At 54.8% G+C, this 21,744-nt stretch carries 14 protein-coding genes; 7 read left to right on the top strand and 7 right to left on the bottom strand.

Going from position 1 to position 21,744, the window contains the following annotated elements:
* Window positions 1-73: 73 nt before the first annotated feature.
* Together glpK and hmpA are read right to left on the bottom strand one after the other, a co-directional pair.
* The gene (glpK, locus tag KTT_RS30390) at window positions 74-1,576 is read right to left on the bottom strand and encodes a glycerol kinase GlpK (RefSeq protein WP_126601432.1); all 1,503 of its coding nucleotides are present in this window, start codon (window positions 1,574-1,576) and stop codon (window positions 74-76) included.
* Between the two features lie 543 nt (window positions 1,577-2,119).
* Entirely contained in the window at window positions 2,120-3,346 is a 1,227-nt protein-coding gene (gene hmpA / locus KTT_RS30385) for an NO-inducible flavohemoprotein (RefSeq protein ID WP_126601431.1), read from the bottom strand.
* Between the two features lie 152 nt (window positions 3,347-3,498).
* Between hmpA and KTT_RS30380 the strand changes: the two genes are divergently transcribed.
* Window positions 3,499-3,978, top strand: coding sequence for an Rrf2 family transcriptional regulator (locus KTT_RS30380; protein ID WP_126601430.1), 480 nt, complete (start codon window positions 3,499-3,501; stop codon window positions 3,976-3,978).
* A 389-nt stretch (window positions 3,979-4,367) separates the two neighbouring features.
* Here the strand turns inward: KTT_RS30380 and KTT_RS30375 are convergent, their stop codons facing one another.
* Entirely contained in the window at window positions 4,368-4,892 is a 525-nt protein-coding gene (locus KTT_RS30375) for a DinB family protein (RefSeq protein WP_126601429.1), read from the bottom strand.
* A gap of 129 nt (window positions 4,893-5,021) precedes the next feature.
* Here KTT_RS30375 and KTT_RS30370 point away from each other — a divergent pair, with 129 nt between their 5' ends.
* Both KTT_RS30370 and KTT_RS30365 read left to right on the top strand, forming a co-directional pair.
* The gene (locus tag KTT_RS30370; RefSeq protein ID WP_235845918.1) at window positions 5,022-6,050 is read left to right on the top strand and encodes a helix-turn-helix domain-containing protein; all 1,029 of its coding nucleotides are present in this window, start codon (window positions 5,022-5,024) and stop codon (window positions 6,048-6,050) included.
* A 484-nt stretch (window positions 6,051-6,534) separates the two neighbouring features.
* Window positions 6,535-7,452 (top strand): hypothetical protein, encoded by a 918-nt coding sequence (locus KTT_RS30365; protein WP_126601428.1) that lies wholly within the window; start codon window positions 6,535-6,537, stop codon window positions 7,450-7,452.
* A 153-nt stretch (window positions 7,453-7,605) separates the two neighbouring features.
* On the opposite strand, the gene KTT_RS37270 is transcribed toward KTT_RS30365, so the two are convergent.
* Both KTT_RS37270 and KTT_RS37265 read right to left on the bottom strand, forming a co-directional pair.
* A complete protein-coding gene (locus KTT_RS37270; RefSeq protein ID WP_235845707.1) occupies window positions 7,606-8,094 on the bottom strand; it encodes a transposase in 489 nt (162 codons plus the stop codon).
* Complete coding sequence (locus KTT_RS37265) at window positions 8,045-8,473, bottom strand: IS5 family transposase (protein WP_235845709.1); 429 nt, start codon at window positions 8,471-8,473, stop codon at window positions 8,045-8,047. Before KTT_RS37265 ends, KTT_RS37270 begins: the two co-directional genes overlap by 50 nt.
* A gap of 866 nt (window positions 8,474-9,339) precedes the next feature.
* Here KTT_RS37265 and KTT_RS30355 point away from each other — a divergent pair.
* From KTT_RS30355 to xylA, 4 genes are all read left to right on the top strand, one after another.
* The gene (locus tag KTT_RS30355; protein WP_126601427.1) at window positions 9,340-12,891 is read left to right on the top strand and encodes a phosphodiester glycosidase family protein; all 3,552 of its coding nucleotides are present in this window, start codon (window positions 9,340-9,342) and stop codon (window positions 12,889-12,891) included.
* A 191-nt stretch (window positions 12,892-13,082) separates the two neighbouring features.
* Complete coding sequence (locus tag KTT_RS30350; protein WP_126601426.1) at window positions 13,083-13,445, top strand: MTH938/NDUFAF3 family protein; 363 nt, start codon at window positions 13,083-13,085, stop codon at window positions 13,443-13,445.
* Between the two features lie 160 nt (window positions 13,446-13,605).
* Window positions 13,606-14,847: an ROK family transcriptional regulator gene (locus KTT_RS30345; protein WP_126601425.1), complete on the top strand. Its 1,242-nt coding sequence runs from the start codon at window positions 13,606-13,608 to the stop codon at window positions 14,845-14,847.
* Between the two features lie 77 nt (window positions 14,848-14,924).
* Complete coding sequence (gene xylA / locus KTT_RS30340) at window positions 14,925-16,118, top strand: xylose isomerase (RefSeq protein WP_126601424.1); 1,194 nt, start codon at window positions 14,925-14,927, stop codon at window positions 16,116-16,118.
* 69 nt (window positions 16,119-16,187) lie between these two features.
* On the opposite strand, the gene KTT_RS30335 is transcribed toward xylA, so the two are convergent.
* Complete coding sequence (locus tag KTT_RS30335) at window positions 16,188-21,224, bottom strand: DUF5724 domain-containing protein (RefSeq protein ID WP_126601423.1); 5,037 nt, start codon at window positions 21,222-21,224, stop codon at window positions 16,188-16,190.
* 6 nt (window positions 21,225-21,230) lie between these two features.
* Window positions 21,231-21,695: a hypothetical protein gene (locus KTT_RS36590; protein WP_174844813.1), complete on the bottom strand. Its 465-nt coding sequence runs from the start codon at window positions 21,693-21,695 to the stop codon at window positions 21,231-21,233.
* Between the last annotated feature and the right edge of the window lie 49 nt (window positions 21,696-21,744).

Below are 21,744 nucleotides of genomic sequence, written 5' to 3'. Positions count from 1 at the left end.
CTCAGAGCTACAAAAAAGTGGATGGCTACGGGCTGCAAGCCCCGTAGCCATCCACTTTTTTGTAGCTCTCCTCTTATTTTTCCCAACGCAGGGAGCGTTCAACGGCGCGCTTCCAGTTGTTGTAGTTGTGGTCGCGCTGATCCTGGCTCATCTTTGGCTCAAACGTGCGATCGACGGCCCAGTATTTGGAAACCTCCTGCATGCTGCTCCAGAAGCCAACGGCCAGACCCGCCAGGTAGGCAGCTCCTAACGCGGTGGTCTCGGCTACCTGGGGACGCTGCACCGGCACACCCAGGATATCGGCCTGAAATTGCATGAGCAGGTTGTTGGCGACGGCCCCACCGTCGACACGCAGGGTTTTAAGGTGGGTGCCACTATCGGCGATCATGGCTTCAAGCACGTCACGCGTCTGATAACACATCGATTCTAGCGTGGCACGCGCAACATGCCCGATGGTTGAGCCACGTGTCAGGCCAACAATGGTGCCACGAGCATATGGATCCCAGTGCGGAGCCCCCAGGCCCACGAAAGCGGGTACCAGGTACACACCACCATTATCTTCTTCCGTCGCGGCCAGAGCCTCTACTTCAACGCTGCTCTGGATGGCTCGCAAGCCATCACGCAGCCATTGGACCGCCGCGCCGGTGACAAAAATACTGCCTTCCAGAGCATAGGTGATATCAGCATGCTTGGGATCTCCCAGTCCCCAGGCAATGGTTGTCAGCAGGCCATTTTTCGATGGTACATCCTTGGAACCGGTATTCATCAGCATAAAGCTGCCGGTGCCGTATGTGTTCTTGGCCATGCCAACTTCATAACAGGCCTGCCCGAAGGTTGCCGCCTGCTGGTCACCGGCGATACCAGCCATTTTGATCGGGCCCCCAAAGAACTCAGGATCGGTCTCACCGTAGACGGTGCTGGAAGGCATGACAGTCGGTAACATGGAACGTGGCACGCCAAGCTCCTTAAGCAACACATCATCCCATTCACCGGTATGAATGTTAAACATCAGGGTACGCGATGCATTGGTATAGTCGGTGACATGGATGCGACCTTTTGAGAGGCGCCACAGTAAAAAGGTATCAACGGTTCCAAAGAGAAGTTCGCCGCGCTCGGCCTTGTCGCGTGCTCCCTCAACATTGTCGAGAATCCACTTCACTTTGGTGCCAGAAAAATAAGCATCGGTCACCAGGCCCGTGCGTTCTCGGATCTCTTTGTCGAAGCCTTTGGCCGTAAGTTCGTCGCAGATCGGGGCGGTCAGGCGGCTCTGCCATACAATAGCATTAAAGACTGGCCTCCCTGTAGCTTTCTCCCATACCAGAGCAGTCTCGCGCTGGTTGGTAATGCCTAAAGCGGCGATATCGGTCGCGGAGGCACCAACTTTCTGCATCACCTCCTGAGCTACAGCGAGCTGGCTGGACCAGATAGCCTCGGGATCGTGCTCTACCAATCCGGGAGCAGGATAGATCTGGGGAAATTCCTGCTGCGCCACGTCTACAATGGCCCCATCATGGTCGAAAATAATCGCGCGCGAACTGGTTGTGCCTTGATCCAATGCTAAAATGTACTTTGCCATCGTAACCCTTCTTTCTCAAGAACATCTCTCTCAACAACAACGTAGCGATAAGCGCAGGCAGCGGCGTCTCCGCTTATCTAATAAAGTGACTGGACTTCCACTTGATTGATCAAAATAGTGATACCTACTATCAATCTCTATGCTAGCATTAATCACAGACTCTACTATAGTATATCAACATTAATCAGTATACACCAGATCGAGGGGAGACACATGTGTACATTATATGCCCTGAAAAGCGTCCTTAGCCACGCGAAGAAGCTTGCATGGGCGGCCGCTGGCGCGGCCGCCCGGTTTGTTGTGTGTTGGTGCATGGCGGCGCGTTTGCGCCGCCATGCACCAACACACAAATGACTACTGGCACCGCCAGAGCGAAGGCTTAAACATGCACCAATTCACAACTGACTGCTGAATAGGATGCGGCGAATGCGCCGCCAGACATCAACACAAAGCTGACTGTTGAGCGTCACGGAAGGTGAAAACTTAGAGATCGGCAGGGGCACAAACGTGCCCCTGCCGATCTCTAAGAAATGAATGGGGCTGTTAATCTACCGAGAAGGAGAGGGCGGGACCAAAGACCTCGTAGTGGATATGCTCCATGGGATGGCCCTGGCGCAGTAGAGTTGAGATCATGGCCTGCATGAAGGGGCGCGGACCACATACGTAGACTTCAGCATTACCGGGAATATGCTGCTCAAGCCAGGCCGCAGTGATGCGCCCTATATACGCACAGCGCCGCTGCTCAACATCCTCTTCGGTCCCGTTTTCATAAAAGATGGTATTGGATACCGTAGGGGCCTTCTCTGAGAGTTGCTTGAGATCATCGGCAAAGGCATGGAAGTGATGGTCGCGTACCGCGTAAGCCAGCCGTACTTCGCGGTCAGGGTGCTGCTCAACCACGGTGCGCAGCATACTCATGAGCGGAGTAATACCGATGCCTCCAGCAATCAATGCGACCGGATTGGTCAGCGTAGTATCCAGCGTAAACACTCCCGCTGGCACGCTGACCAGCAATGTATCACCATTACGAACATACTCATGTATGTATGAGGAGACAATGCCGGCCTGGTGCATATCTCGGCTGGTATCCTCAAACTTGACTGCGATACGATAGGTATGCTGAGAGCCGGGCGCCTCACAGAGACTATACTGGCGTAGATGCTCAAAGCCATCCTGCTCGATTTTAACCGTTACATATTGTCCAGCCAGGTAATCCTCAATAATGGGCTGTCCATCGGCGGCCTCCAGTTCCAGGGCCACAATATCCTCGGCCACCCGCTGGCGACTCCTGACGATAAAGGGACGGAAACCAGACCAGCCACCACGGCGCAGCTCTTCTTCCTGATATATCTGCTGCTCAAGCTGAATAAAAGCGTCCGAGATCAGCGCGTAAGCCTTCTTCCAGGCAGAGAGACGCTCAAGGGTCACCGCATCACCCAGTACGTCCTGAATAGCCAGTGTCAGGTATTTACCTACGATCGGATAATGCTCCGGCTTGACTCCCAGACTACAATGCTTGTTAGCGATATGCTTGACCGCGGGCAAAATCGCGGACAGGTCGTCGATATTTGCCGCCGCCGCGTATACCGAGGTGGCCAGCGCCTGCTGTTGCAAACCGTCGCGCTGATTGGAGTGGTTAAAGATGTTGAGCAGTTCGGGGTGAGCTTCAAACATCTTCGCGTAAAAACGCGTTGTGATTTCGCTGCCATGTTCCTGTAACGCCGGAACCAGCGATTTTACGATGCCTATTGTCTGTGTATCCATGATCATCTACAATTATCTCCTTACAGGATCGTTGTCTATCAGATTCGTTTCTAAAGCAGTAGGCAGATGCCTACCAAAAGATGCATATTAAATACATCTTTAATATACACCGTGGTGAGAAAAAATGCAACTGCAAAAAAGACAGAAGGAGATGCTCCATGCGTTTAACACAATACACAGACTATGCCTTACGCACCTTGATGTATCTCGCGAACCTGCCTGAGGGAGACCTATCAAGCATTCAGGAGATCACAACCGCCTACAATATCTCAAATAATCATCTGGTCAAGGTGGTACATCAACTGGGAAAACTGGGCTATGTCGAAACGTTGCGCGGACGTGGCGGCGGCATCCGTCTGGCACAGGCGCCGCAGGAGATCAATATAGGTCAACTGGTGCGCCAGACCGAGGAGGATTTCTACCTGGTGGAGTGCTTCAATGCTGAAAAAAATCACTGCTTTATTACGCCCGAGTGCCAGCTGCGCTCCGTCTTCGCGGAAGCGATGCAGGCCTTCCTGGCAGTTCTCGATAGCTACACCCTGGCTGATATCGCCCGCAATCAGCTCCTGGCTCAACACATTATCCAGATCGAACCAGCCAGGCGTAAACCGGCCTCCAGTCAGGCAGATGTGGTATAAATAACGCCGCAGCCAACCACCAAAAGTCGTCATTATATCACCGAATTTGAATATATTTTTCCAACTCTTTTAGAATATGTCTGACTCTCATGATGATGGCCTGCGGCCTGTATGGGTTTTCGCACCTCCGGCGCTCAGAATTCCGTTATGTGTTCGTGCATGGGGCGCACTGATGCGCGCCCCATGCACGAACACATAAAAGCAGTGCGGCCGCGTAGCGGACGCCCGTGCGGGGGCGCTCACGCGCCCCCAACATGACGGAAGTCAGACACGCTCAGAGTTTGGCAATCTGTGATCACCATGGCCAATCCCGAAGACAATGAGTTCTGTGTCCACTAATAAGTCCATCCATGGCAAAGATCATCTTTGCCATGGATGGACTTATTAGCTTAGGCCTGCGCGCCATCAACCTCATGATCTTTGAAGAAGGTGTGCCAGGGGCCGCAGTCCACAATGAAGGGCTGCATCAGCGCGCGCTCGGCCTGGACGGTGTGGTTCAGGTCGTGCGCGGCCCACGTGCGCAGCATCTGCGCCAGGCATACCGTTCCCAGCTTTGGATGCTGCACGGTGCGCTGCAGGTCTTTCTCCTTCAACTGCGCGATCATGGTCAGATTTTCCTGCCGGTAGCGCGTGAAGGCGGCCACCTGCTGCTCAGGCGTCTGCAGATCAGCATCTTCGATCCGCTGCTGGGGATCGAAATCAGTGAAGTTCTGCCCGTCTAGAAAAGAGTGGACGCGGACAGGAAAGAGTGCGCGCTCCGCGTTCAATATGTGCTGCAAGCAGCCAAGCGCCGACCACTCACCAGGGGCGGGTTGACGCGATAGTAGATCAGCGGGCAGCGTGCTGACCAGCCGCTGCCAGCGCTCGGGGGTGGTAGAGAGAATTGCCTGTACATGCTCTAAAGTAGTAAGCAATAGATACCTCCTTCAAGCTTTTCCAACAAAGCTTGACCAGTCTCAGAGACCGTTTATCTGTTCTCTATCTGCTCGAAAGCGGGTTACCAGGGTAAAAATAACGATATTGCTTGGCAGGAAAACGCTCATATGCTACCATTCTGCCATGAATGGAACAGTTCTGCCAGTGGCAGAAAAGACAAGGAGCACCAAAAAACTGCCATGCATACCGTTGCGGTCCTCATCTATGATTCCGTCAATCCCTTTGAGTTGGCGGTAGCTACAGAGGTCTTTGGCTTTGACCGGCCCGAGTTGAACGTACCCTGGTACCGCTTCCTGGTCTGTGCCTGCGAGCCGCGTCCTATCCGCTCGTCCGCAGGATTTCTGCTCACAACACCATATACACTTGAACAGGTTGAGGAGGCGAATACCATCATTATCCCTGGTTCGCGCCCTGGCGTTGTTCCTGTTCCAGAAACGCTGCTCGCATCTCTGCGCAAATGCTATCAGCGTGGTGCGCGCATCATTACGCTCTGTACGGCAACGTTTATCCTGGCGGCCGCCGGTCTGCTGGATGGTCGCTGCGTCACTACCCATTGGGCCTGGGCGGCCGAACTGGCCGCGCGCTATCCCAGGGTACAGGTCGATCCCAAAAGATTATATACCGACGATGGCCAGATCCTGACTTCCGCTGGAACCGCGGCCGCCATCGATCTCTCGCTCCACGTGGTGCGCCAGGACTATGGAGCAGAGGTAGCGGCGGCCGTCGTCCGGCGCATGGTCGTGCCACCACACCGCGATGGTAGCCAGGCCCAGTACATCCAGACTCCACTGCTTTCTATCCGTGAACAACATGAACCGTTTGGCGCCACGCTCGAATGGATCACGGCCAACTTGCAGGAAGATATTACGGTGGAACAGATGGCGGCACGGGCGGCGATGAGTCCACGCACCTTTGCACGCCGCTTCCAGGCAACCATCGGCACCACACCCTATCAGTGGTTGCTCCAGCAACGCATCGCGCTTGCTCAGCGTCAGTTAGAAACCACCAATAAAACCATCGAACGCATAGCTGCCTGCTGCGGCTTCAAATCAGCAGCCACATTCCGCCTGCATTTTCAACGCCTTCTTCATGTCTCTCCCCAGAGATACCGCCAGTCCTTCCATCAGGCTAAATAAAATATCTTATGTAATTATCAGATTTTCTTGTATAAGAAACACACAGTATTTCTTTATAATCTCATGTAAAAGAGAGTAAACACAAACACTATTTAAGAATGTGTCTGGCTCTCACGATCATTGCTCTGAGCATGCTTACGTTTTCGCACCTACGGTGCTCAGGAGTCCATTGTGTGTTGGTGCATCAGGCGCGCGGATGCGCGCCCGATGCACCAACACACAAAACCGGTGCGGCCGCTATGTGGCCGCGCGTGCGGGGGCGCGCACGTGCCCCCATGATAAAAGGAATCAAACACATTTTAAGTGCAAAAATACAACATTTTAAATCTTATTTTTTGGGCTTCTACTAATGAAGCACCAATTAAGCCAATTATAATTATCATAATTTATACTCTATTCAACAACGGTAAGAGAATATAAGGATGTAAACATCTCGATAGCCGTTGCCACCTTTCGTTCATTCATTCAAACATAGGAGGTTTGCATGAAGAAACGCGTTCTTCAAATCCTCGTATTGCCGATGCTGATGCTGGCATTCCTGATTGCCATGCCATTAAGCGCTTCCGCGGCCACAGATTCGGTCACCCCTCAAGCGGCAAGGCATCATAAGGCACACTTTTTTACGCACAGCCAGGCGCAGCGGCATGCGGCACGTCAGTTCGCCAGTGGCGGCAACCTGAACTATGGTGGCGGTCCCGTGATGGGTGGCACCACCAACGTCTACGCTATTTTCTGGGAGCCGACGGGCAACGTCTCTTCCACCTACCACAGCCTGATCCAACGCTATTTTAGCGATGTTGGGGGCACTGGTCTGTACAACATCAATACCCAGTACACAGACTCATCAGGCAATGCTCCCAGCAATACGCAATTCGCTGGCTCCTGGACCGACAATTCGGCTTATCCGGAGAGCCCATTGCTGGATAGCGATATCCAGAATGAAGTCACCAACGCCATCAACGCCAATGGTTGGAGCCCCAGCATCGACAATATCTTCTTTGTCTTCACCGAAGCGGGTCAGGACCTCTGCTTCGATAGCTCTCAGTCGCAGTGCGCCTCCAATGCGTTCTGCGCCTATCACAACTACTTTGGCTCCAACACCATCTACGCGGCGATGCCCTACGCGGCCAGTTTCAACTGCAATGGTGGACAGGGACCAAACGGTGACCAGGCGGCCGATGAAACAATCAATGTGACCTCGCATGAGCAGATGGAGGCAGCCACCGACCCGTTACTTAATGCCTGGACCGACAGTAGCGGTCAGGAGAACGGCGACAAGTGCGCGTGGAACTTCGGTACCGTGAACTCTGATGGCTCCAATGTCAACTTTAATGGCGATCCCTATCTGCTCCAGCAGGAGTGGGACAACAACATTAGCGATTGCGCGCTCACCGGACCGTAACATCACAGCAATGGTAGGAAGCAACTTATAAATTCAGACATGGAGTCGGCACCGGTAGATCACTGGCGCCGACTCCATATTCCTGCAAAAATTACTTGCCGCGCAGCGGTCCATTCCCCGCGCTCACATCTCTCAGAGAGTGTCAGAGTTGCGTCATAGAGGGGAAGGTGGAGCGAGCCGGATCAGCATGCGTAGGCTTGCTGAGAGCATGATAAAGGCCTCCGAACTAGCTGGCAAGCCCTCATGATCGCGGCAGAGCCGACGCCAGCGCGTGATCCAGGCAAAGCTGCGCTCCACCACCCAGCGTTTGGGCAACGGCTGGAAGCCCTGGGGCACGAGCTTGTCCCAATCCACTTCCTCGCCCTCGGGCACTAAGATCCCGCGTTTGGGCACCTTGAAGTGCTTGACCGTCTGCATGCTCCAGCCCAAATGCAGCTTGAGCCACAGGATCATCTGACCACCATAATGACTATCCCCCCACACCGTCTGCATGCGCGGAAAACGTTCTTGCAGTGGCTGCAATAACGCTTGCCCTCCTTGCAGATCAGAACACTGGGCTCCCGTGACTTTGATCGCCAGCAGGGAGCCTGCACTATCGACGAGGGCGTGTCGCTTGCGTCCCCACATTTTTTTTCCCCGCATCGTAGCCCTTCTCCGGACCACGAACCGCACTGCTTTTGATCGATTGGCTATCAATCACCCCCACGCTGGGTTGGGGATCTCGCCCTTCTTGCTGGCGCATCTGCATGCGCAGAGCCTCCAAGACCTGGTCCCAGACCCCTTCGCGTTGCCAGCGTCGAAAGTAGCTATGCACCGTGCCATAGGGCGGGAAATCGTGGGGCAACGAGCGCCAGGGGCAGCCGCTCCGCAACACGTAGAGAATCGCATTGACGATCATGCGCCGTTCATGATAATGGTAGACCGCCTCGCGATGGACGCGAGGAATCAGTGGCTCCAACACGCTCCATTGTTCATCACTCACATCAGATGGATAGGCACGCCATACGGCACGGCTTGGCATCGTCACCCTCCTTTAGAAAACAGACAGGGGCTCACCTCGTGGTTGCCCTCAGTATGGAGGCTTTGGGGGGCCGATGTCAATCTGAAGCAGCGGAGGCGTGTGTTCTTTCCCTTCTCGCTCCTTTTGGTCTTCCTCCTTCTTTTGTCCTCTCTTCTAAACCCTTCAGTGAGTCGTCATGGCTCCCACTACGACGCAACTCTGACACTCTCTCAGAACGTGTCAGACTTGCGTCGTGTGCGCCATCTTTTCTCATGAGCTTTTGATTTCGGCGAGCTCACCATCTTTCCATCTATTGGTGCATCGGGTGCGCATTAGCGCACCCGATGCACCAATAGATAAAAACCAGCACGGCTGCGGAGCGGCCGCGCGTGCGGGGGAGCGCACATGCCCCCAGAGAGACGAGAGTCAGACACACCCTCAGAACGTGTCTTACACTCATAATCATCGCCTGCGGCACTCCTGAGCATTCGCACCTACGGTGCTCACGAGTCCGTTGTGTGTTGGTGCATGCAGTGCGCGGATGCGCACTGCATGCACCAACACACAAAACCAGCGCGGCTACGTAGTGGACGCGCGTGCGGGGGCGCTCACGTGCCCCTATAGTGACGAGAGTCAGGCACACTCTCACAGACACCATCCTCTTCAACGAGTCGCTTTAAGTTGAATGTATTGTCATCAAAATAACGCTAGAAGTAATAAGTAATTATTAACCCGATTGAAAGGACAGATAACCTTTACTTAACAAAAAGAGGTACACTGGACAATAGTGTTCAATAAACATTGCTCCTACATATCAGATCGGCGCCTGGGTAAGAGATTCTTTTTGCGCCGCGTATTTCTGCATATTTCTGGTAAGGAAATCTTGTATGTTTCAGGGAAAACATGGTCTTGATACTACATCAAGGCAAACCAACCGACAAAAGTACATTATCTTCAATGTAGTCCTTATCTCACTTATTTTCATATTGCTGGGCAATAATGCTGCTTACGCCCGGACAAGCATGGCACATAGTCAGCATCAGGACCTGGCACATCTTGCCAGTACATCCTGGCTCCCTTCAACTCCGCCCAACTGGCCCGTTGTGGTGGATGAGCACACTACCCTTCAACAGCAACAGGTCACCAATGGGGTAACCGTCTCCAGCGATCTGCTGCAGACCGTTGGTGGTCCGGAGCAGGCTCATCAGCTTGACATCGACCTTGCCAACCCTAATGTGCGCCTTGGCGTTGTGCAGGCACACAATACCCTGTTCAGCCAGGACGAGCCGATCAGCTCGATGGCCAATCGCACGCATGCGGTGGCGGGCATCAACTCCGATTTCTTTGAGATCTACGGGACCGGTGATCCGATCGGTATGGTCGAGATCAACCATCGGATCATCCAGAGCCCGGCCTCGTACGCGGTGCTGGGCATCACAGCCTCCGGTAAGCTAAGTATCGCGGATGAAAGCTTCTCAGGCACCGTCACAGATGGTAGCGCCGGCCATGCACTGAGCTCGGTCAATCGTTATAACGATATCAAAGGTGATCATCTGGCTCTGTTTACGCCAGACCTGGGTAGCGCGCTGACCCTGAGTGGAGATACGGTCGCGTTCCTGAAGGCCGTGAATGGCAGCAATGATACCTATACGGTCCAGTCGCTCCAGATGAATAGCAATTCATTGCCGGTGCTGAGCGGTGAGGATGCCCTGGTCGCCAGTGGTAGTTCGGCCAGCTGGCTCTCGACCAGTGTCCACACCGGTGATACCATCACGCTGTCCGAGCAGATCTCGCCCGATACTAACCTGGTTCATGCCGTCGGCGGCGGGAATATCCTGGTCAAGGATGGAACCTATTTCGATGATCCGCAGAGTGTATCGAAGGGAGAGAGGGACGTCCAAAATCCGATTACTGCCCTCGGTATCACTAAAGATGGCAATCATGCCTTCATGGCTGTGATCGATGGTCATGAAGCGGGACCCAATAAGAGCCGTGGCGTGACGCAGCCTGAAATGGCCGGCTATATGATCTCTCATGGCGCCTATCAGGCCATTATGTTCGATAGCGGCGGCTCTTCTGAAATGGTCGCGCGTCTTCCAGGCCAGCAGCAAGTCTCGGTGATCAATACGCCATCAGATGGTCATGAGCGCCCGGTCGCAAACGGTCTGTTCGTTTATAGCACCGAAAGCGCCCCTGCTCCCGCGACAAAAGTCGTGGTGAATAATGGTCAGCCTCTGACGATGCTCACCAATACGAGCATTCCCCTGGCTAGCTACGCCCTCGACGCTCAGGGCAATCCAGCCTCGACACCAGTCGAGGTGAGCGTCTTTCCATCCAATTTGGCCAGCGTGAGCAATGGCACCATCACGGCAAAAGATACAGGACACGGCATCCTGAAGATCCAATCGGGCAATGCGCGCTCGTTCGCACCGTTGACTGTTGTGGATCATCTGTCTTCGCTCACCATTGCACCAGATAGCGTCGATCTGGCTAATAAGCAGACCCAGCAGTTCCAGGTATCAGGTAAAGCTGTTGGCGGCGCCAGCGTTCCCGTTCCGTCCAGTGCTGTGAGGTGGAGCGTTGATCCATCTTCCATGGGCAGCGTCGATCAGAACGGGCTCTTTACGGCCTCCGATACGACGACCGCCCTGGGTAAAGTAACGGCCACCATTGGTGGGACCAGCGCGTCCGCCAGTGTGGCGGTTGGTCAGGTGTCGAAGAATATCGCGCCACTGACCGATGTGGACAAGTGGAGCGTGACCGATAAGTACATGAGCAATTATCCCAGGACCGTTCCCAGTCCGGGGCCGCAAACGACGTCGACCGGCAGCATCTCATTAAGCACCACCGAGAAGCATGCGCCGGGCGATAGTGGTTCGCTTGATCTTCACTATACCCTGGCTGGCGGCAAGCATGTTCTGGACCTCAATGCCTATCCCAATGATCTCAATGAGATTCAGGTCCCGACATTGGATAACAATCAGGCTCCGACCTCGATCGGTATGTGGGTCAAAGGGAACGCGGACCTTGCCAAAGGCTCGGGCAAGCCACTTGATCCGGGGACGCTGACCTTTACGCTGGGCCTCTTCGGGTCCGATAATCAGACCGTCAAGTTCTATCCGGCGGCCCTGACATTCGATGGCTGGCAGTTCGTAACCGCTCAGCTCCCGGCTGGCCAGTCGTATCCACTGCGCTTCAATTACCTGGGGCTGGTGGTTATCAATCCGGTGACCACGATGACTGGCGATATCTATATCAGCGACTTCCAGGCGCTGTATTCACCGCGTCCGCCTAAACCATACGTGTATCAGCCTATCCCTAACAATCCATCCTGGCTCCAGTACACCGAAAATCCGGCCGATTTCAAGCAGGAAGGAACCACCATCGCCAGCCTGGACGATGCGCACGTTCACGCCGACGATCCTGGCTCGACGGGCAGCGTAGCGCTGCAGCAGGTAGGCCAGCAGTTCAAGCAGCTGCCAACGCAGGCGCAGCCCTCAGCGATACAGACGCAGGGTGACATGGTTGACGCTGGAACGGTGCCGAATCTGCAGTACCTGAAGTCGATACTGGACAGCTTCGGGGTTCCGTATCACGAGGCTGTCGGAAACCACGAGATTACGCAGGGAGCCGACCCAGAAACGAAGAACTATGCGTCCGTCTTTGGTCCGACACACTATGCGTATACGGCCGGCCAGGCGAACTTCGTGGTTCTGGATAGCGCGCATATTGGTATTCTGCCTTCAAACAAGTTTCAAACGCCGGCTGAGGAGCAATACCAGTGGTTGATCAACCAGTTAAACTCCAATACATCGCCCGTGGTCTTTATTACCACCCACGTTCCGGCATACGATCCACACCCGGTCAAGACCAGCCAGTTCGCCGATAGCTACGAGGCTCAGATGTATGAGTTGCTGGCGGAGCGCTATCAGCAGTCACATCCAAACGTTCACGTTATCATGCTGCTCGGTCACGCACGTGGCTTCTCCGAGAATCTGCTCGATCAGTATGGAAACAACGATGTTCATGGTCTGCCCAACTTCGTGATCGCCGACGTTGGCGTACCGGCATACGCGCCAGCTGACCAGGGTGGTTTCTACAACTACGCGCTCTTCCACGTTCTGCCCGATGGGAAGGTGCAATTCTCGGTCATGCCCCTGCTCAACAAGATCGACGTTACAAGTCCGTCTTCAACCCTGGCAGAGGGGACAGCCCTGCAGTTGACCGCGCTGGGAACCGAACCAAACGGCAACGATCTGGCTCCACTCCAGTTACCGATCAGCGATCCAGCCTCACACTACTGGACCAGTTCAGATCCCCACATTGTCAGCGTCGATCGCAATAGTGGCAAGGTAACGGCTCACCGGGCAGGAACCGTCACCATCACCTGCACATCGGACCTGATCAGCGGATCAACAAAACTGACCGTTACCCCGTAGCGCAAAAAATGACAATCCATCTCTCACCTGCGCCGGGTCGCTCAACGTTGAGCGACCCGGCGTCTTTTATTGATAACCAATATCCAATAGGAAACGTGAAGAAGGTAATAAGATGCTTCGCTTAGCGGGGGGATATGGGTTCTACAGTATAAGTTCGCGCCATCGTCAAAGCAACGAGAGAGGAGCGGAAAATGAAACCCAACATTGATCAGACAGCCTTTGGCTCTATTACTATTGAAGGCACCACCTTCGACCACGATGTGATTATCAGGCTGAACGGGCAAGTCAAAAAGCGGAAGAAAAAACTATCAAAGGCGATCTACGGCACGTCGCATATCCTTTCACTCGACGAAGCCCGGCACGTCTATGAACCAGAAGTAAAACGATTGATTATTGGAAGTGGACAGCAAGGAAATGTTCGACTATCAGAAGAAGCCGCTGCATACTTCAAGCAAAAACGGTGCCAGGTCGATCTTCTGCCAACACCAGAAGCGATCCATGTCTGGGATGAAGCGACAGGTTCCGCTATCGGCCTCTTCCATGTTACCTGCTAGGGCCAAAAGTTTTCAACAATAAATTGCCCATGATGCGCCAGCATATCGCGAGGTCTTGACAGCAGCAAAAGCGGTCAGTTATACTCCTTTTATAGGTAAGTTAAGAAAGTTTCTTAACTTACCTGGCGTTTATTCAGGCAGTGACGAAAGATACAGAGCAATGACATCGTTTCTTGAGATACCAGCCATCCCTGGCAGCCTGCGGCAGATCAATCGCCTGACCGTCTTGCGGCTGTTGCGCAGATTTGGCCCTATTACCAAGCCTGCGCTGGCCGAGTATAGTCGGATCAGTCGTCCGACTATCAGCAAGCTGGTCGACGAGTTGGAAGAGCAGGGACTGGCGGAATGCGTTGGCGTGGCCGTGCCGACCCCCAGCGGGGGTAAGCCTGGTGCGCTCTATCGCTTTAACGCGGAGGGCGTGCGGAGCGCGGGAATTTTCCTCACCGTAGATGCCGTGCGCGTCGCGCTGGTCAATGGAAACGGACGTGTGTCAGGTAGCCTCGAGCGCCCACTGGGTCAGGATCGACGACCAGAACCGGTCATCAACGCGATCGTTGAGACCTTGCAGGAACTCCTGACCTCTCAGCAGGTTAGCCTGGCACAATTGCTCGGTATCGGTGTTGGCGTACCCGGTCTGACCTCGTTCGCGACCGGTGTGGTGCATTTCGCGCCTCATTTTCCGCAGTGGCGGGACGTACCGGTGCGAGATCTGCTCAAAGCTCGGCTGGGTAGCGAGGTCTGGGTGGACAATGACTGCCATGTGCAGGCGCTGGCCGAACGCTATTTCGGCGCTGGCCAATCCTGTACCGACTTCGTCACGGTCGAGAGCGGCATCGGCGTCTCCGCCGCCTTCTATTTACAGGATACGCTCTATCGTGGCGTGGGGGAGACCGCCGGCGAGATCGGTCATATGACGATCCAGGAAGATGGACCGCTATGCGAGTGCGGCAATCGCGGCTGTTGGGAGACCCTGGCCTCAACCACCTGGATGGTCGAGCAGGCCTCGGGTCTGGCTCTATTCAGCCATTCTCATGATGAGATGATTGAAAAGCTGGAACCTGAGGTTATCAATACTCTCGCACACACCATCTTTCGCGCCGCGCAGGGTGGACAAGCAGATGCCATCGAGCTTGTTCGCCAGCACGCCATGCACTTTGGTGTAGGACTCGCCGCCCTCATCAATGTGCTCAATCCACAGCGCATCATTATCTGGGGCGATTCCATCAACGGCGGCGAACTCTTTCTGGAGACCGTGCGCGCAGTCGTACAACAGCGCGCCATGGCACGTCCACGTGAAATGTGTAGCATTATCTTTTCATCGTTTATCCAGGATGTTGGTGTAATCGGCGCGGCAAGTCTCGTCATAGACGCGCTGTTCACCCATTATCAGCCAACAGCATAATATATGTAAGCGCGCGATCCGGCAAAGCTCCATGGTGGAACTTTGCATCATATAGTTCAGAGAGGATAGGAGCAAACATGACTCAGATCAAAGAAGCAACCAGCGATCAATATACTCCAACGAAGGCGGACAAATTTAGTTTTGGCCTGTGGACCGTCGGCAACCAGGGACGCGATCCCTTCGGCGATGTCGTCCGGCCCGCACTTAAACCAACATATAGCGTGCAGAAACTGTCCGAACTGGGAGCCTGGGGCATAAACCTGCACGACAACGACCTGGTCCCCTTTGACGCCACGCTCCAGGAGCGCGATCGCATCGTGCGCGAATTCAAGCAGGCCCTCAACGACTATGGCATGGTTGTTCCGATGGCGACCACCAACCTCTTCTTCCATCCCGTCTTCAGAGATGGTGCCTTTACCTCGGTCGATCCCAGCGTACGCGCCTTTGCCTTGCAAAAGACCATGAAAGCTATCGACCTGGGCGCGGAACTGGGCGCGAGCACTTATGTCTTCTGGGGCGGCCGTGAAGGTGTGGATGCCGAGGCCAGTAAGAATCCAGTCGACGCTCTCAAACGCATGCGCGATGCCATCAACTTCCTGTCCGAATACGCCATCGACAATGGCTACAACATGCGCTTCGCCCTTGAACCCAAGCCCAACGAGCCCCGTTCCGACACCTACTTCGCGACCATCGGTCATATGCTGGCCTTCATCTATACCCTTGACCATCCTGATATGATGGGCGTCAATCCCGAGGTAGCCCACGAACACATGTCGGGCCTCAATTTCGTCCACGGCGTGGCCCAGGCTCTGGAAGCTGGCAAGCTCTTCCACATCGACCTCAACGACCAGAAGGGTCCACGCTACGACCAGGACCTGCGCTTCGGTAGCGAAAGCATCAAGAGCATGTTCTTCCTGGTCAAGTTGCTGGAGGACAACGGATACACGGGTCCGCGCCACTTCGATGCCCACGCCTATCGTACCGAGGACGAGCAAGGCGTGTGGGACTTCGCGGCCGGCTGTATGCGCACCTATAACATCTTCAAAGAGAAGGCGCGCCGCTTCAACGCCGATCCCGAGATCCAGGCCCTGCTACAGGAGATCAACGGCGGCGACGCCAACCATGCCTCCCTCTTCAGCGGTGGCTACAGCAAAGAGGCCGCCAATCAGCTCAAATCCATCGACTTCCAGCCCGACACGCTGGCGCAGCGTGGCTTCAAATACGAAAAGCTCGATCAGCTCACCATCGAGCTCCTGCTCGGCATCCGCTAAGCACCGAGGATTAAAAAAAGAGCAACGGAGAATATGAGCCTCCGTTGCTCTTTTTTTGTGATGCAACGTTTACAATATCTGTTCAAGGATAGTGGGATCTTTGATTTCATGATCACGAGCCAGGGTAATAATCTTTGTGATTACCTCCGCTGTTTTGGGGTCATCGTCGGCGAAAGGAAGGAAGATGCGTCCACGATGCTGCGCGTGCACCGGAATGATACAGAGCGCGCCACCCGGCTGGCGATGAACGACGGCGCTGCCAAGGTGAACGCTGTAGTGACCGAACGAGCCGGCAATCAGCGCATGAGAGCTCTTGAAGGTGACGTTCTCGATCTCTAGTAGTGTACAGGTCTCGCTGGCCAGGGCTCTACGCATCTCCACCGTCGAGGCGCTGGCCTCTGGATCAACTCCGCCACTATGGGCAACGCTGACCATTAGATCCAGATCACGCATAGCTTCGCTGAAGACGCGTGGCGGCACGCTGTTCAGCGCGATAGGTTTATAGCTGTCACGCGGAAGGAAGAAGACATCTCCAACAGTTAATCCTTCAACCTCGCTGGGAGTAGAGATGCCCTGTGTAAACGAGACAATGGCGGTCAGCTTCTCGGCGTGGAAGGTGCGCCGCACTCCTTCTTCATAGTCCACAATCCAGCCGCGTTGTCCCAGCAAAGCATGCGCCTGGCGCGGCTGCACCTGGTGACCATGGTAACGCTGCGAGTGCGCATCATCACCATTTCTCGTTTCGTTGCTGGTGCAGATATAAAGCTCACGGAAGACCTGTTTGAATGGCTGGGCACGCCCTGCGTTAAAGCATTCATATTGCCACCCGTGCCATGTTTTTGCCAGCCATAGATCATGAGGATGCGCCAGGCGCAAATCCCTGGCGGCAGAATCAATAGCATTGATATTACCAGCATAATCACGCAGGCTCAGTCGCGGCCCATTCTGGTCATCGGAATAACATGGATAACCCATAATCGTGCTGTCCGTGTCGCGTACGATAATAAGCTGTTGTAGCAGGCGCGAAAGCACAGGATGAGACAACAGATCAAGGATTTCATGAGCGGTGAAAAGATCGCCGCGGCACATCGAAGCTTCCAACGTGGAACGCATGCGGGAAAGTTGCCGCTCGATTTCGAGCTTGCGACCGAGCAGTTGCGCGACCTCCGGATGCTTTTTCAAACGCGCAGGCAGATTTTTAAGCGCTTTACCATTTTTGCCTTGCACCCCTAAAGCTGGTTCAGCCAGAATGGGATCAAGTTCAAGTGTCACCGTTACGTCTTCAATCGTAACGCTCAAGGAGCCACCGCGCAGATCGGCCGCGCTGCGCGCCTCCATCGCCCATTGCAAACGCAGGGGATCAGCAAAGCCAGCGTTGCGCGCCAGATTCTCCATGCCGATGCGGACGGCCGTCTCCTCGCTGTTCCTGCGCTGCGCACCAAATTTCCGGCTCGTGCGTTTAAATTCCTGAAATGCCTGGTAGCGCTCGGCAATGTCCGCCTCACGTTCCGCGCGCTCCTCGGGTAGCGGCGCCAATCCCAGAGAGCGCACCACGTCTTGCGAACGCTTCGCAAACATGCGCTGGCGCAGCGTTGAGACCTCTATTTTGCCGAGCATCGTATCCGCGTAGAGTCGTGCCCTGCTATGGCCGGTACCATCGGACGCATATTTCGCGGCGGCGTAGATCTGTTCCCAGCGTTGCGCGCCAAGCCCGTGATAGCTGGTCTGGAACCAGGTGACATCAACCGCGCCGTTGGTCAGTTCATCGGTACTGACCATTGTGCGCTCGGCAACCTGCACCTGCCACAACTGGCGAATGTCGTTGTCAACGCTCCAGTTGTTCCCTTTAGTGTGCGCGTAGATCCACCATATGGCATCAGTAAAGTGCGGCCAGCCAAGTACATATTCAACATAGGACGCCCATTGCGGCGCGTAGAGCGAGGCCGCGATCAGCCGCTCGGTGGGTAGTTGAGCTTTGTGTACCTGGTGGGCAAACTCCTCTAACGTCTCTTCAGGACCCGGGAAGCTGACCCGCAACAGATGGCTCCAGGTACCACCCTTGCTCTTATTGAGAGTGCCATAACCACGCGCAAGCTCGGTAGGCTCAATCAAAGCAACCAGGCGTACAAAGAGGGCTACGCCACCACTGTAACGCAGCGCGAGCGCCAGTTCAGTCGCCGGCGTAGGCATCTCGCCGCGACCCAGTTCGACCTCCAGGATACGTGTCCGCAACTCGCTAACGATAGTGTTGAGCACCGGATATTTTTCTATTAGTAAAGGTGGTACGAGCGTCGAAATCCGGCGCAGATCAGTATGGCTGATATCTGTGTCTGGTCCTCCCAGCTGGTCCAGGATATCAGCCTTATTGGCCGCTCCAATGGCATAGGCATGCATCAGCATATTAAGCGAGGGTCGCCTCCTTTCAAGGCCTGGCACGGGCTCATCCAACCAATGTAAGAGTTGCCAGTAACGCCGGACATGCTCCGCTTCCCAATTGTCCCCATGCCAGGTGTGATACTCCTGCAGGAGCATCAACCCGCCATCCCAGGAGAAGCGATGGCGTATATATTGCCGTTCCCACTCGGATCTCCGGGCGCCTGTTTCCGTGGCCACCAGGTCAGCGACATCAATGTGAGCCAGCGTGGCTTCCGCAGTATCAAGCAGGAAATTCAGAGCGGCACACGATAGTTCCTGGCGACGACGCAACCAGACGAGCAACCAGTTCAGCAACGCATGGTGGCGCAAAAAGAACGGTTTGAGTCCAATGGCCTCCCGCTCCTTCTCTAGCAATGTAGCGAATTCGTTGCGCGAAGAAAAATCCGTATACTTTGATTCATCACTATAGCTATCGTCGATGATCTGCGGAGTGGGGGCCGCTAGAGTTCCGCGCAGAAACAGGGAAGCCCGAACCAGTTCCAGACCATCTTCATCACGCATAGAGGCGGGGCGCTCACGTTCCCACGTGAACCAGGTCTCGGCCAGCGGGAGACGCTGACGCGCGTCCTCATCTACATTCAGCTTCAGATCAGGCTGGAGCATATGAAGACTGTTCCCTATATTTGCTAACAGCAATTCCTCGTGGCCGCGCCAGGTTTCGACCTGGACAGGCGTTGTGCTATGTTCCTCAATCAGCGCGTCAAGGGAGCTCAGGCAGGCGCGCGCGGCTGGTGTATCAATGGTCACATGCAGCTTACGGGGAGGAACAACGGGCGTGCGTTGGGAGGGCTTGATCAGACCCAGCACATTTTCCTGCGTCCGTGCTTCTTTCGCGTGATCGGCCGCGAAGATGGTTTCCAGGAGGACGTTCTCTGGAGCGCTAAGGCTCTCGCGCCTCTCAGCATACGCGCGCGCCATGGCTATTGCCCGCTCGACCTGCCGATTGCCTATCACCAGTCCATTGAGAAGATCCAATCCAGCCTGACGTTGTAGGGGATGCTCCTGAGCAAGCAGATTATCAGCACTGGTCAGAACGGCGTCATCATCACCTTTGAGCAATAATTCTATCAGGCCAGGTCGCAGTTCGGCACTCTTCCGAGTCAACAATTGCTCTATTGCTCGTATATCTAGCTCGTCTCGCGGACGGTCCGCGATGAGCTTTAAGATCTCAGAGCTTACATAGTGGATGCGATCACCAAGCAACTGATATAGTACCCTACTTACTTCTTCGTTCCTGGTGGATAGAGCTATCATGTTCTTAGCCAGCTTTAAGCGATCATGAGGGTACATTGTAGATAGGTAAGGGACAAGGCACAAAGGGCTGCGATCACCCAGACAGGTGAGCAGCATTCTCAACAGATCGGCAGCGTTGACCTGAATGATCAGCCACGGCCAGATACCACTCTGGATGCTCTGGTCTTTACCTTCTATGCGTTTCAGTAAGTCCTCAACACGTTCAAAACATTCACCCTGGCGCTGCGGCTCTATCTCGCTATTGGCGAGATGTGTATAAGCCTGAAGCGCGACACGCAGATCAGAATCAGCCAGGCACAAAAGAAGTCGCTCCCGAGCAGAGGGCAACTTCAGCAGGCCCAGCAGGTGAACAGCAGCCAGGCGGCGTTCGGGCATATCATCGGCGAGCATAGGCAGGGCCGCTTCAACAGCCTTAGAGGCATCGGCAAATGCAAGCGCCCACAATGCCAGATAAACCTCCTGTGGATTGCCCTGGTCGAGCGCCTTCTGGCATTCGGCTGGCTCATCAAGCAAACGGGCTACATCAGTCAGCGCACGGCGCAGATCCGCGACGTCTGCAACATGTCTGTCAAAGCCCAGCCAGACATTGGCGGCGCGTACCGTCGCGCTAAAACGCAACAGATCATGATCCAGAATGAGGTCGAGCATACAGCGAAAAGCCTGGGGATTCGCCTCATCGACCGTCTCAAGGATCACCTGGCGCAGACCCTCCTCGCGCTGAGCCGCCAGCAACAGGCGCTCTATACACTCCCAGCCTTCCGGACGTCCCGCTACGAGCAAACCGGTGGCGACGTGACGGCCCATCTTACCAACCGGGTGTTCACCACGCGCACAGGCCAACAGGATTTGCAAGACCTCCTCACCCTCGGGTCCACCTGTGTCGATAGCGGCGGCGAAAAGAATGCCGAAAAATTGTGTGTGGCTCGATGTCAGGTATGGGGCCCAGATAGCAAACCAGGACAGTTCCTTCCGACGATAGGGCACCAGGTTCAATATGATGTGCCTGAGCCAGACTATACGTTTCTCCTGGTATGCCCAAGGCTGAGCAGGCGCACGAAAGGCGCGCCGATCGGCCATAAACTGGTACGGCAGTTGTCCGAGCATCCGCCACGCTGCTTCTAAATGTGCGGCCAGGCAAGGTACCAGCGTCACAAAGATCGTGTGGCGCTCCTCAGAGCTCATATCAGCCAGGCGCGCTATCTGCTTCTCTCGCTCACCGAGCCCAGCTAGCCTCTTTTTTAAATCGTAGATCTGATCCAGGTCGTTTCCATGCTCGTCACGGTTGAATAAAGCATAGACGGGAGGACGCAAGGAGGCTGGTAACTCGTTCTCAATGCTGGTTAAAGACAGTTCCAACCAGTTTGGGGTCTCTTCAGCTTTCAACCTCCGCTGAACATCTTCGCGTGAAAGAACCATCTTATTTCAACCTCCTACCAGCGCTACAAGTCGAATAAAGAGCAGGGAACTCTTCTGATGCACCTGAACCGGGGCATCCAGTTCTCTATAGGGTTTCCCATCGATAAAAACCAGGTAGATGCCATCAGTAAAACCCTGAAGCGCCACGCGCACCGCCTCATCCTCATCAACCGCGACAGGTGCCCGCTCATCGTCTCCACCCATACTGATCTTGCCCATCAGGACGGCCTCATCGATCTCCTGCGCGCTTAAAATATGAAGCACGCGCCGCTCTTGCTGGCGTGACTGAAAGGTCTGCACTTCTGAACGTACCAGCGCCGCGATCAGGTCGCGAAGCCGCAAAACCTGTCTACTATCTTCATCAGGAGATAACAAATCGGGGGAGAGCATCACTTGCCATGGTGCATCCAGCGGCCTCTTCTTCCCCACCATCCTGGCTTCAACGCGCAGAGTAATATTTGCCTCATCCATAAGATCCCTCTATCAGCTCAATTGGGGTAAAGTCGCACAACACCGCTTT

The sequence above is a fragment of the Dictyobacter aurantiacus genome (assembly GCF_003967515.1).
GTDB lineage: Bacteria > Chloroflexota > Ktedonobacteria > Ktedonobacterales > Ktedonobacteraceae > Dictyobacter > Dictyobacter aurantiacus.
Note: the sequence above shows the minus strand (reverse complement) of the source record. Positions and strands in the feature narration are given on the sequence as shown.